Annotated in this window: 8 protein-coding genes; 5 read left to right on the forward strand and 3 right to left on the reverse strand. The window is 35.3% G+C overall.

Annotation, left to right across the window (positions count from 1 at the left end; all coding sequences use genetic code 11):
* Window positions 1–98: 98 nt before the first annotated feature.
* From J4O15_RS06105 to J4O15_RS06120, 4 genes are all read left to right on the forward strand, one after another.
* Window positions 99–800 (forward strand): NYN domain-containing protein, encoded by a 702-nt coding sequence (locus J4O15_RS06105; protein ID WP_208100064.1) that lies wholly within the window; start codon window positions 99–101, stop codon window positions 798–800.
* A gap of 395 nt (window positions 801–1195) precedes the next feature.
* On the forward strand, window positions 1196–2761 hold the full coding sequence (locus J4O15_RS06110; RefSeq protein WP_208100065.1) for a type I restriction-modification system subunit M: 1566 nt from the start codon (window positions 1196–1198) through the stop codon (window positions 2759–2761).
* Window positions 2762–2764: 3 nt separating this feature from the next.
* A complete protein-coding gene (locus tag J4O15_RS06115) occupies window positions 2765–4660 on the forward strand; it encodes a restriction endonuclease subunit S (RefSeq protein ID WP_208100066.1) in 1896 nt (631 codons plus the stop codon).
* 14 nt (window positions 4661–4674) lie between these two features.
* The gene (locus tag J4O15_RS06120) at window positions 4675–7887 is read left to right on the forward strand and encodes a type I restriction endonuclease subunit R (RefSeq protein ID WP_208100067.1); all 3213 of its coding nucleotides are present in this window, start codon (window positions 4675–4677) and stop codon (window positions 7885–7887) included.
* Between the two features lie 28 nt (window positions 7888–7915).
* Here the strand turns inward: J4O15_RS06120 and J4O15_RS06125 are convergent, their stop codons facing one another.
* The 3 genes from J4O15_RS06125 to J4O15_RS06135 form a co-directional block, all read right to left on the reverse strand.
* Window positions 7916–9616: a hypothetical protein gene (locus J4O15_RS06125; protein WP_208100068.1), complete on the reverse strand. Its 1701-nt coding sequence runs from the start codon at window positions 9614–9616 to the stop codon at window positions 7916–7918.
* The gene (locus J4O15_RS06130; protein WP_009220443.1) at window positions 9613–10530 is read right to left on the reverse strand and encodes an AAA family ATPase; all 918 of its coding nucleotides are present in this window, start codon (window positions 10528–10530) and stop codon (window positions 9613–9615) included. Before J4O15_RS06130 ends, J4O15_RS06125 begins: the two co-directional genes overlap by 4 nt.
* Before the next feature lie 142 nt (window positions 10531–10672).
* The gene (locus J4O15_RS06135; protein WP_208100069.1) at window positions 10673–12214 is read right to left on the reverse strand and encodes a carbon starvation CstA family protein; all 1542 of its coding nucleotides are present in this window, start codon (window positions 12212–12214) and stop codon (window positions 10673–10675) included.
* A 246-nt stretch (window positions 12215–12460) separates the two neighbouring features.
* On the opposite strand from J4O15_RS06135, the gene J4O15_RS06140 reads away from it, so the two are divergent.
* Entirely contained in the window at window positions 12461–13387 is a 927-nt protein-coding gene (locus J4O15_RS06140) for a succinylglutamate desuccinylase/aspartoacylase domain-containing protein (protein WP_208100070.1), read from the forward strand.
* Window positions 13388–13471 lie beyond the last annotated feature (84 nt).

Raw genomic sequence — 13471 nt, forward strand, 5'->3', positions numbered from 1 at the left:
ATTGTGTATATACCTATTGATATTAATCTCTAGCAGTAAGTTCTCCAATATCAGGAGTCAGCCGAGCCTAGAGATTTTTTATTTTAGAGGAGGGATATATGAGGACAGCGATATTAGTAGATGGTGGATTTTATCGTAAGCGTGCATTCGCCATTGCCGGAGATATCACAGCAAAAGAAAGAGCGGAAGAATTATATTCTTACTGTAAAAGGCATCTTTGGGAGAAGAAAAATAAAAAAGATTTTTTTGAACATGAGCTCTACAGGATTTTTTATTATGATTGTCCCCCATCATCTAAAAAAATTTATCATCCACTTTTACGGAGTACTATAGATTTGGGAAAAACAGATATATATAAGTGGGCTAATGAATTTTTTGATGAATTAAGTAAGAAGAGAAAAGTTGCATTAAGAATGGGAACATTATCGGATGCTTTAGCACATTATAATCTAAAAAAAGATACGGTTAAAATGCTTATAAATGGCAAGAAAACTATAGAAGATTTGACTGAAAATGATTTTTCGATATTTATCGATCAAAAAGGCGTGGATATGAAAATCGGGTTGGATATTGCATCATTAGCTTACAAAAAACAGGTTGATCAAATTGTATTAATATCAGGAGACAGTGACTTTGTACCTGCATCAAAATTAGCAAGAAGAGAGGGTATAGACTTTATTTTAGATTCACTTGGAGAAAAGGTTAAAGACGATTTGTCATTACATATAGATGGTTTGAAAACACATATAGATAGCATAAAACCTACAAATAAGACACAGCTATTGACAACTGATTTATAAGATGTACAATAAAATTAAATAAAAGCTTCGTAAAAGTTTTGTGTGTGGAATGAGGAGGATTTGTTATGGATATGCAGTTGTTTTGGGATATTGTGGCAATAGTTATAAATATAGGAGTTTGGGTTGCTCTTGGACTTCTTATAAGGTGGTTTATAGTAAAGTTAAAGAGGTAAAGGTTAGTTTATAAACTACAAACATTTTATAACGTTGATTTGGTGAGTTGGATGACAACTCACCTTTTTTATGAATATGAATAGTTTTGTGGTACAATGTAAATATTATAAAATTATACCTTTTTATTTGTTTAAAATAGAATTTTCAAGGTTCAATATAACTTATTGGTGTGAGAAATTTGAGTTACTTTATAAGTGGAGAGGTTAATACAGGAGATAGTAATGGCTATAGATAATAAGAAAGAGCAGGAACGAGATGAGCTTCATCGTGCAATATGGGCAATAGCGGATGAACTTAGAGGTGCGGTAGACGGTTGGGATTTTAAAAATTATGTACTGGGCACTATGTTCTATAGATATATATCTGAAAATATAACAGATTATATCAATAAAGGTGAAATAGAGGCTGGGAATCCGGACTTTGATTACTCAATGATGAATGATACTGAAGCAGAAGAAGCAAGACAGAGTCTGGTTGAAGAAAAAGGATTCTTTATTCTGCCTTCAGAGTTGTTTTGTAATGTAAGGGCAAAAGCTAAAGGTGATGAAAATTTGAATGAAACTCTTGAGAAAGTGTTTCGACATATTGAAGAATCAGCAAAGGGCAGTGAATCTGAATCTGACTTTGCAGGTCTTTTTGATGACTTTGATGTGAACAGCAATAAGCTTGGTTCAACAGTAGCAAAGAGAAATGAAAAGCTTTGCAAGCTTCTTGACGGTGTTGCCGGTATGAATCTTGGAGATGTAAAAAATCATGATATTGATGCCTTTGGAGATGCCTATGAATACCTTATGACAATGTATGCGTCAAATGCAGGTAAGTCGGGAGGAGAATTCTTTACACCTGCAGATGTTTCAGAGTTGCTTACAAGGCTTGGTACAGTTGGAAAGACTGAAATTAACAAGGTATATGACCCTGCCTGCGGATCGGGTTCGTTGCTTTTGAAGGCTGAGAAAGTACTTGGAAGAGATAAAGTTCGTAACGGATTCTTTGGACAGGAAATCAATATAACAACCTATAACCTTTGCCGTATAAATATGTTCTTGCATGATATAGGCTTTGATAAGTTCAGCATTGCATGTGAAGATACTCTCACAGCACCTGCACACTGGGATGATGAGCCTTTTGAACTTATTGTTTCAAATCCGCCATATTCAATAAAGTGGGCAGGAGATGAAAATCCGTTACTTATAAACGATCCCAGATTTGCACCTGCGGGAGTGCTTGCACCTAAGAGCAAAGCTGATTTGGCATTCATTATGCATAGTCTTTCATGGCTTGCATCAAATGGAACTGCCGCTATTGTATGTTTCCCGGGTATAATGTATCGTGGTGGTGCCGAGCAAAAAATCAGAAAGTATCTGATAGATAATAACTATGTTGATTGCATAATACAACTTCCGTCAAATCTTTTCTTCGGTACATCTATTGCAACCTGTATTATGGTTTTAAAGAAGGGAAAAGCTGACAGTAAAACTTTATTTATAGATGCTACAAATGAGTGTGTTAAGGTTACAAATAATAATAAACTCACTCAGGAAAATATAAATAAGATTGTGGACTGCTTTACAAAAAGAGATGAAATCAAGCATTTTTCACATCTTGCTACATATGAAGAAGTTTCAGGAAATGAATATAACCTTTCTGTTTCTACTTATGTAGAGGCTGAAGATACAAGAGAAAAGATTGATATAGTAAAACTTAATGCAGAAATCAAAGAAATCGTTGCTCGTGAAGAAGCTTTAAGAAAAGCAATTGATGAAATAATTGCAGAAATTGAGGTGTAATAAATGAGCAAGTTGGATAAACTTATAAAAGAATTATGCCCGAATGGGGTTGATAGATTAAGTACTAATGATATAAAAATAGATAGTTTCTGGTTAATGCCTGCTACACCAAATTATATTGAAAGTGGCGTACCATATATCACATCAAAAAATGTAAGAAATGGTAAGATAGATTTTACAAATGTTAGTTATATATCAGAAGAGGACTATAAAAATATATCATCTAACAGAAGTATATTAGTAGGAGATATCTTAGTAACAATGATTGGTACTATTGGCGAAGTATGTATAGTAGATGATAATATAAAATTTTATGGACAAAACTTATATTTGGTTAGATTAAATAAGAATTTAATTGATACTAAGTATTTCTATTATTATATAACGTCAGCGTCAATCAAGAACTCTTTAGTAACAAAGAAGAATGCTTCAAGTCAAGGCTATATTAAGGCTGGAAGTATAGAGAACTTAAAAGTTCCTGTACCTCCTTTGGAGGTACAACGTGAAATAGTCCGTATTTTGGACTCTTTTACGTTGCTTACAGCAGAGCTTACAGCAGAGCTTACAGCAGAGCTTACAGCTCGTAAAAAACAGTATGAATATTATAGAGATGAACTGTTAAAACCACATAAAAGTATTCCAATGGTAACTTTAAAAGAGATTGCCTGTTCTATTTATAGAGGAACAGGAATAAAACGTGATCAAGTTACAGAAGATGGAGAACCATGTGTCAGATATGGAGAAATATATACAACTTATAATACTTGGTTTGATGAGTGTGTATCACATACTAAAGAAGAGTATGTTTCCTCTCCGAAATATTTCGAGCATGGAGATATTTTGTTTGCAATAACAGGAGAAAGTGTTGAAGATATATCAAAATCTATAGCATATATAGGGCATGATAAATGTCTGGCGGGTGGGGATATAGTTGTAATGAAACATAATCAAAATCCAAGATATCTTGCACATGTTTTAAATACTTCAATGGCGAGAGAACAAAAAAGCAAGGGAAAAGTTAAGAGTAAGGTAGTACATTCAAATGTTTCATCTATTGAACAGATAAGAATTCCTTTGCCAACACTTGAAGTGCAGGAACGTTATGCTGATGTTCTGGATAACTTTGAGAAGATTTGCAATGACCTTAATATAGGACTTCCTGCTGAGATTGAAGCTCGTAAAAAACAGTATGAGTACTATAGAGATGTATTGTTGACATTTGCTGAAACAGGAAGCACAATCTTAACAGACAGACAGACAGACAGACAGACAGACAGACAGACAGACAGACAGACAGACAGACAGACAGTAATTAAACTTATTCAATATGTGTTTGGATATGCACCTGTTAAATTAAAATACATTGCAGAATATTCTAAAGATAGAGTTAATGCAAATGATGTAGATGAAAATACATATGTCGGAGTAGATAATTTACTTCAAAATAAAAAAGGGAAAACACTATCCAATTGTGTTCCTAAAACAGGAAGGTTGACACAGTATAAAAGTGGAGATGTTTTAATTGGTAATATTAGACCATATTTAAGAAAAATATGGTTAGCCGATAATACAGGTGGAACAAATGGAGATGTTTTGGTTATTAGAGGATGTATTGATATTATCATTCCCAAATTTTTATATTACTATTTATCATCCGAAGATTTTTTCGAATACAATAATCAATATTCTAAAGGGGCTAAAATGCCGAGAGGAAATAAAGATGCCATTATGGAATATATATTATATATACCATCATTAGAAGAGCAATCCCGAATAGTATCTATCTTAGATAGATTCGATTCACTATGCAATGATATTACAAGTGGACTTCCGGCTGAAATAGAAGCCCGTAAAAAACAATATGAATATTATAGAGATAAATTACTTGATTTTAAGTAAAGGAGGAAAGTGCTGTGTCATATTTTAATATTATCGCACAGACGACAGAAAATACAGTTATTACAGAATATGAACCGGTAAAAACACGCTCCGGAAATTATCAATCTGAAGCAGCATTGGAAAAAGAATTTATTCGTATGCTTACTGAACAGGGATATGAATACCTTAAAATACATAAAGAAAATGATTTGATTAATAATCTTCGTTGTCAACTTGAAAAACTTAATAACTATAATTTCTCACAAGATGAGTGGAACAGATTTTTTAAAGAGTGTATTGCGAATCAAAATGAGGGAATTGTAGAAAAAACTCGTAAAATTCAAGAAGACAATATTCAGGTATTAAAGCGTGATGACGGAAGTACAAAGAATATTACTCTTATTGATAAGAAAAATATACATAATAATTTTTTACAGGTTATCAACCAATATGTAATAGGTACTGCACAAGGTGCAAAGCGTGATAACAGATATGATGTTTCTGTCCTTGTGAACGGCTTTCCTCTGGTACATATAGAATTAAAGCGAAGAGGAGTGGCTATTCGAGAAGCATTCAATCAGATTAACAGATATCAAAGAGATTCGTTTTGGGCAGGAAGCGGTTTGTTTGAATATACACAGATTTTTGTTATATCTAACGGCACAAATACAAAGTATTATTCAAACAGTACCAGATTCAATGCAATCAAAGATATCAATGCCGCAGCTATTTCAAAAAAGGGTAAAACAAGTAACAGTTTTGAATTTACTTCTTTTTGGGCAGATGCAAACAATAGAGTTATTCCTGATTTGATTGATTTTACAAGAACATTCTTTGCAAAGCATACTATTCTCAATATTATTACAAAGTATTGTATCTTCACATCTGAAAATATGCTCATGGTAATGAGACCGTATCAGATTACTGCTACTGAGCGTATTTTAAATCGTATTGATATAGCTAATAACTATAAAAAATATGGTGATGTAGCCGGTGGAGGATATATATGGCATACAACAGGCTCAGGTAAGACACTTACATCATTTAAGACTGCAAGGCAAGCTTCATTACTGCCTTATATAGATAAGGTATTGTTTGTTGTTGACCGTAAAGACCTTGACTATCAGACAATGAAGGAATATGACCGCTTTGAGAAAGGTGCGGCAAATAGTAATACTTCTACAGCAATACTAAAGAAGCAGTTGGAAGACAGCAATGCACATATTATTATTACCACCATTCAGAAACTTGCGACTTTTATCAAGAAAAATAAAGAACATGAAGTCTACAATAAGCATGTAGTTATTATATTTGATGAATGTCATAGAAGCCAGTTTGGTGATATGCATGCAGCTATTGTAAAAAGCTTTAAAAAGTACCATTTATTCGGATTTACAGGAACTCCTATTTTCCCTGCAAACACCGGAGGTGTTCGTAAATCGCAGTTTTTTACAACTGAGCAGACATTTGGAGATCAACTTCATACATATACGATAGTGGATGCAATTAATGATAAGAATGTACTACCGTTTAGGGTAGACTACGTCAAGACAATGGATTTAGGGGAGGATATAAATGATGAGCAGGTGTGGGATATTGCACGTGAAAAGGCTATGATGGCACCTGAAAGGATAAGACTTATTACCGAATATATATTAAATAACTTTGACAGAAAAACATATCGAGGTGACAAGACTTATATTTATAATACACTTACCAATATTTCAGATGTTGCATCAGGCAAAAAGGGTGCGGTAGAAGAGATAAAGCAAAAACAAAGAGTGAGCGGATTTAACTCGATTTTTGCTGTGGCTTCTGTTCCTATGGCAAAATTATACTACCAAGAATTTAAGAAGCAGATGGAAGCGGATCCGACTAAGAAATTACGTATTGCCACTATCTATAGTTATGGTGCAAATGAGGATGACTATGACGGAGTGATAGGTGGGATTCTTGATGAGGAGAACTCAGAGGATACATCTGCACTGGATAAATCATCAAGAGATTTTTTGGAAGATGCTATTAAAGACTATAATGAGATGTTTCATACGAATTATTCGACAGACAGTGACAAATTTCAAAATTATTATAAGGATGTTTCACTTCGCATGAAAAACAAGGAGCTTGATTTACTTATTGTTGTAAATATGTTCCTTACAGGTTTTGATGCAACCACATTAAATACATTATGGGCAGATAAGAACCTCAAAATGCATGGACTGATTCAGGCATTTTCAAGAACAAACAGAATTTTGAATTCTATTAAGACCTTTGGAAATATTATTTGTTTTAGAAATCTTCAAAAGAGAGTAGACACTGCCATTTCTCTTTTTGGTGATAAAAATGCAGGCGGTATTGTTTTGATGAAGGGATTCAAAGATTATTACTATGGCTATGAGGGCGTAGACGGTAAATTATATACCGGATATGTGGACATGATAGAAGAACTTATATCAAAGTTTCCGCTTTCAGAGCCTAGAATCATAGGTGAGCAGAATCAGAAGGATTTTATTGCTTTATTTGGTGCTATTCTTCGTATGAGAAATATATTATCTGCATTTGACGAATTCGCCGGTCAAGAAATAATTACTGAGCGAGATTTCCAGGATTATCTTGGAAGATATCAGGATTTGCGTGATGAATGGAATGAAAAGCGAAAAAAGGGTGAAAGCACTGATATTATTGATGATATTGTATTTGAAGTTGAGCTTATCAAGCAGATAGAAATAAATATTGATTATATTCTTATGCTGGTTAATAAATATCATGACAGTCATTGTGAAGATAAAGAGGTTCTTATTACAATTAAAAAGGCTATTGATTCAAGTCCTGAGCTTCGTAGTAAAAAGCTTCTTATTGAGAATTTTATTTCAGGAATCAATGATGTTGATGACATTATGGCTGAATGGAGTGATTATGTAAATAAAAATCGAGAAGAAGAGCTTCTTCAGATTATTGATGAAGAAAAGCTTAAAGGAATCGAAACCAGGAAGTTCATTGAAAATGCATTTCGTGACGGTGAAATCAAGACTACAGGTACGGAAATTGATAAGCTTATGCCGGCAGTATCTCGTTTTGGGGGTGGAAGTCGAGCTGCTAAAAAACAGACAGTTATTGATAAGCTGAAATCTTTCTTTGAAAAGTATTACGGTATCGGCGGATCATTTGCTGATGAAAAGCCAAAGATTGTGAATTATGACATAGACAGTCAAAAATATCTGGGTAATGTTGCAGAGAAGTTGGACTAATTGGGGTGAGGCGGTTGCCTCACCCTTTTTACATTCTCCTTATTTCCGCCTGTATCATATCTCCGACCAAAGATGCAAAATTATCAAGCGATTTTACTTTTACAAAACTTCTGCCAAAGATTTTTTGAACATTCGGTATATCGGCATCATCACCGGTAAAGGCGCAGAGTACATAGATATTTTCCAGTTTAGCTCTATGAACAAGCTCGGTCATATCCTCTATTGCAATATCCCCACTGTAGTTGGTGGATTTTTGGCTTACCTCCATTATATCATTGGGTTTGACATCGGTAAGCCAGATTACCACTCTATGGGTGGCTGTATTTTCTCTCATCTGACATAATATGGCATTTAGAGCCAAACCGTCTCTATTTGCACCTGTAGTAAAGAATCTGAATATTTCTTTGTTTTTTGAGCTTTCACTATAATTGCGATAAAGATTCATTACAGTATATCCGTTCATAGATGAATATCCCCACACTCTTACAGGAACATGGCAGTTATCAAGAGCTTTGGCAATGATATATCCCTGTGCGGAAACTGTATCCATACGATGTATCTGTGAGGCGGAGGCGTCAAGTAAAATATCGACACTGATATTACCGCTGCCCTCAGAGATCTGTTTTTCAAAGATCTTATTGTTATTAAGATATAGAGCCTTCCATACAAGAGAAGGTTTAAGTTTTCCGGTCTTTGAGCAGACGGCGGTAGGCTCCAGCTGTGTAAGAAGAGCGTTTTTTATTCTATGAGTAAGCTCAGAAATTGCAGCATTATTTATTTTCATATTTGAAAAGAATGCAGCTTCATTTTTCTCATGCTGCTTTTTCATTTCTTTTCTCATTTTGGCGGCAAAGCCCGTGACTTTTTCTTCATCCTCACCTCTTGTAAAAAATATTCGAGTACCTAAGTGATTGCCGGTACAACATTCTCTTTGAATTTTTTCGGAAGTTTTATCATCATATATGGATTTGCCGAAATAACTGCTGATATATTTTCTAAGGCCTTCCTCCGTGACTCGGTTGAATTTTTCGGAGTCGGTTTCAAAAGCTGAGGTATCAGAACCTCCTTGATTTTCGACATAACCTACAACAAGTTTTTTTGCACCTGATATTTCACTCGATACTCCGGCTTTTTTTCCAAAGAAGAGTCTTGGTATGGGTATTTTAAACTTTCGTTTTTGTCCATGTGCACCGACTCCCGGAAGATAGGTAAAATACTTTGCCAAAGTGGATGAAAGACTTTTTATAAAGCCTTCCGTATCAACATCCCCTGGGATTTCCAGCTCATCAAGAAGCTTTCTGTCCACAAGATCTGGAAGTCCGCTGTCCTCTCCTATGGATGTTTTATAATGTCCTTCAAGTATCCATCCCTCTCTGCTTTCTGCTATACTTGGCATAAATTCACGAAGCTTTTTTTTGCAATATTCTGTTCGCAAAAGTAAAAGCCCCGGTCTTTTATCTTTTTCCTTTTCAAAGGTGGTATTTTCAAGTGCAATCCAAAATAATGCCTCATAGGTACCCTGACCGACTGTTTCATGAAAGGTATTATAAAATTCTTTCAGCTTTTTCCAGTCAAAATGAGCATAGCTGCTTCCAAGTATCGTATTCCAATATAAATCAGCTTTTGCATTATCATCATACATACGAAAACCGACAGAAACATTATAATTTCCGGCTGCATTCCAAATCATATTTGCAGCCCTCTTTTTTTCAAATTCTGTTAAAATCATGAAAAAATATTCTCCCCGGGAAGGCTCTTTGGCAATCTGGCATTTACAATATCCAGCACCAGCTGTCTTTCATATTCATCAAAGCATTTATTGATAAGTCCCATTTCAAGCGCCTTTGTTACATTTAGACCTTTTTTCATCATACCTATACATGAGATAAGACCTCTTAAATCAAGACTTCTTGTGGATATTTCGCCACCTTCTCCCTTTTTCCTTATTTCATCAAAAAGAGAGGTGAACTGTGAGATATACTCGGGTTTTAATGTAGGGTATTTATCCTTTATAAGTTTGCCAAGGTTTTCACCTGTTATAACAGGCATATGAAGTACCATAAATCTGGATGCAAGTGCTTCATTCATCTCCCTTGTACCGGCATATCCATAGTTCATGGTACCGATAAATCTGGTAGCTTCATGGAGATTTATCCTGTCATATCCGGGTAAATCGATAACACGCCTAAAGTCAAGCACCGCATGAAGTACGGCAAGGGATTCGTTTTTTGCCATATTTATTTCATCCAGTACACCAAAGCCGCCCTTTATTGCGCAATTTAATACAGGGCCTTTTCTTAATTTTACTTCTCCATTCTCAAAGGTATCCGAACCTATAAGGGATGACGCATCGGTATTTATATAAAGCGATATATCCCATTCGGGACGAGCAAAGGCTGTGGCAAGATTCTCAGCCAGTACATTTTTTCCTGTAGCCTTTGCGCCGTCCAGTAAAATATTTTCACCTGCGATTATCGCTGTAGCCGCCTCCTCCCAGATTTCTTTTCCATAGTAGAGATAGGACTCTTTTGGAATCCTTTGTTCTTCTTCCTTTTCAAGCTTATAAAACTTGCGAAATGAAATTATTTCTGAAATTATTTTATCTGATATATTTTCCTGTTTTAAAAATTCTAAAATTTCCATAGTATCCTCTGTTTATTTTTATTGATTTACGGGTAAATATATTTACCTCAAAGGTATAGAATTGTTTCATAAAAAACGACAATTCTAAAAAACTCCCAAGACAGTATTATATTACAACTGTCTTGGGAGTAGCAATAATTTATTATGCCGGATCTGCAGGAGTGGTACCGCCTTTTTTACCTCTCCAAAGAATAAGAACTGCATAAACAGCAGCAACAACTGCACCGCCTATATAAGCAACACCCCAGCTTTGTCCAAAGCCAAGCTTTGCATTTAAGATATAGCAGGCACAAATATATGTGTAGAACACTCCGGGGATGAGAGTCATCCACGCCCATTTTACTTTGTTATGTATAATCAGATAAATGCTTGCCGCAGCAAGAGGGAAGAGTGCCATTGTCTGGTTTGACCATGCAAAATATCTCCATAAGATATTAAATCCCTTAGGATCAACCTTTGCCCAAACAAGAATTCCGCCTACTATAATAAAAATAGGTAATGCAAGGCTAAGTCTACGAGGATTATTATCCTGCTTGATGTGGAATGTATCCGCAATTGTAAGTCTGAGTGCACGAAGCGCTGTATCTCCTGAAGTAACAGGTAGTATAATAATACCGATAAGTGCAACCGCTCCACCTACAGGACCGAGTGCCTTTCTGCAAAGTACACCGACAACACTGGTAGGAGAAATAGCAACCAACTCTCCACCCTTTTGAATCATATACTGCCATACGCCCTTATCACTAAGTTGCATTGTGATACCGCCGTTTGCAGCTGTAAACTGAATCAATGCCATTGTACCGGCAGCCCATACCATTGCGATAAAGCCCTCAACAACCATCATATTGTAGAAAGTCATACGACCGTCTTTTTCACTCTTTATTGTACGCGCAACAAGAGCTGTCTGAGATGAGTGGAATCCTGAAAGGATACCGCAGGCTACAGTAACAAAGAAAATCGGAACAAAATGTCCCGCTTTGAAGTATGCGGCATAGTCAAATGAAGTTGTTGCCCAATCACCCCAAACCTCTACAAGCGGATAATGGAAAATAACCATTGCGGCAAATACACCGATTGCCGAGAATACAAGGATTGCACCGAATATAGGATATACTCTTCCTATAATCTTATCGATAGGGAATACTGTTGCAACCAAGTAATAGATGAAAATAACTCCATAAATAACCCAGGTTGAAACCTCTGTAGGAGTACCGCTGAAACCAAAAACCTGAGTTGCGGCTATATCACCCGGTGTATAAATGAATACGGTACCTACCAATAGAAGCAATAAGCATACAAATGCATCATATATCCAGAATACTGTTTTATTGGTATATTTACGAACCATTTCAGGCATTTGAGCACCACCGTCTCTGGTACAAATCATTCCGGCAAAATAATCGTGAACCGCACCGCCGATTACATTACCTATCGGTATTGTAAGGAGTGCAATAGGTCCGAATAAGATACCCTGGATCGGTCCAAGGATAGGTCCGGTACCTGCGATATTGAGCAGGTTGATTAAAGCATTTTTCCATGTTGGCATAGGAACATAGTCAACGCCGTCCTGTCTGGAAAAGGCGGGTGTTTCTCTGTCATCAGGCTGGAAAACATGGTCACAAAGGCGTCCCATAATAAATCCACCTACGATGAGGATAACAAGACCAATCATAAATGTTGCCATAGAAAATTCCTCTCTTTCTTTCTATGTTAAATTGTTGTATATGTAAAGATACTACTTGTTAATATTTTTTTCAATATTTTTTAATAAAACATCAGAGAGAGTTATTATAAAAATAAAAGAAATACATGACATTTTATCTGTAATTAATTAAAGAATAATTAAATTATTAAGATAAATATGGTTAGCAACAGCTAACTGTGTTAATATAAGCATAACGATTAATTATCATCAGGAAAGGTTAAATTTGTGAAAATAGGAGAAATTTTAATAAAAAAAGGAGAGAAGAAAAAGTTTAAAACCGGTCAGATAAGCGGTGTGATTTTTTGTGGTAAAAATGAAGGTAAAACTCTTGTAATAACAGCCGGAGTACATGGTTGTGAGTATGTCGGAATAGAGACTTCACTAAGGCTTATAAATGAGCTTAATCCAAAGAAAATGTCAGGAAATATTATTATTTGCCCTATTTTGAATACGGACGGATTTTATAATGGTGTAAAGCAAATCTCCACAGTGGACGGAAAAAATTTAAACAGAGAATTTCCGGGAGATAAGGAAGGCAGCATTACTCAAAAAATTGCCCATGATGTGGAAAAATATTTATATCCATTGGCTGATTTTATAGTGGATTTGCATGGTGGAGATATAAATGAAAGCCTTACACCTCTTATATTTTTTCCATACGCTTCGGGAGAGGAGATAAAAAGCTATGTAGGAGATATAGCCTCAAGAATGAATGTGGATTTTAGAGTGGGTTCGTATGCAAATAACGGTCTCTACAGCTATGCCGCAAAGAAAGAAATTCCCGCAATGCTTTATGAAAGAGGTTCTAAAGGTCTATGGAGTGAGGCTGATGTACTTGCTGAAAAAGAAGATCTTTACAGGCTTATGGAGATGCTAGGAATATTAAAAGAAGGTTATGATATAAGTATAAATAAAAATCAAAAAGAAATAGTGAAGGCTGAATATGTGGAAGCAAGGAGTGAGGGGCTGTGGTATCCACATGTTAAAAAAAGTGATAATGTAAAAAAAGGTGAATTGCTTGGGATTTTAAAAGATATTGAAGGGAATATCCTGCAAGAAGTCAGGGCGGAGTTTGATGCCCGGGTTTTATACTATACCTTATCCTTAGGTGTAAGACAAAATGATGCTTTAATAGCTTATGGAAGAGAATAAAATACTTAAAAAAATCATATCATGCTCTAAAACACTTGACAAAGTTCTATTGCAAAATTAAAATACTTTGAGTATCAAAGTATT

The organism is Lachnoanaerobaculum sp. Marseille-Q4761 (assembly GCF_017565785.1).
GTDB lineage: Bacteria > Bacillota > Clostridia > Lachnospirales > Lachnospiraceae > Lachnoanaerobaculum.

Excerpts from the sequence above, each read along its gene's own strand:
- J4O15_RS06125 (WP_208100068.1), bottom strand. The coding sequence starts at position 9,616 with ATGATTTTAACAGAATTTGAAAAAAAGAGGGCTGCAAATATGATTTGG.
- J4O15_RS06135 (WP_208100069.1), bottom strand. The coding sequence starts at position 12,214 with ATGGCAACATTTATGATTGGTCTTGTTATCCTCATCGTAGGTGGATTT.
- J4O15_RS06110 (WP_208100065.1), top strand. The coding sequence starts at position 1,196 with ATGGCTATAGATAATAAGAAAGAGCAGGAACGAGATGAGCTTCATCGT.
- J4O15_RS06115 (WP_208100066.1), top strand. The coding sequence starts at position 2,765 with ATGAGCAAGTTGGATAAACTTATAAAAGAATTATGCCCGAATGGGGTT.
- J4O15_RS06105 (WP_208100064.1), top strand. The coding sequence starts at position 99 with ATGAGGACAGCGATATTAGTAGATGGTGGATTTTATCGTAAGCGTGCA.
- J4O15_RS06130 (WP_009220443.1), bottom strand. The coding sequence starts at position 10,530 with ATGGAAATTTTAGAATTTTTAAAACAGGAAAATATATCAGATAAAATA.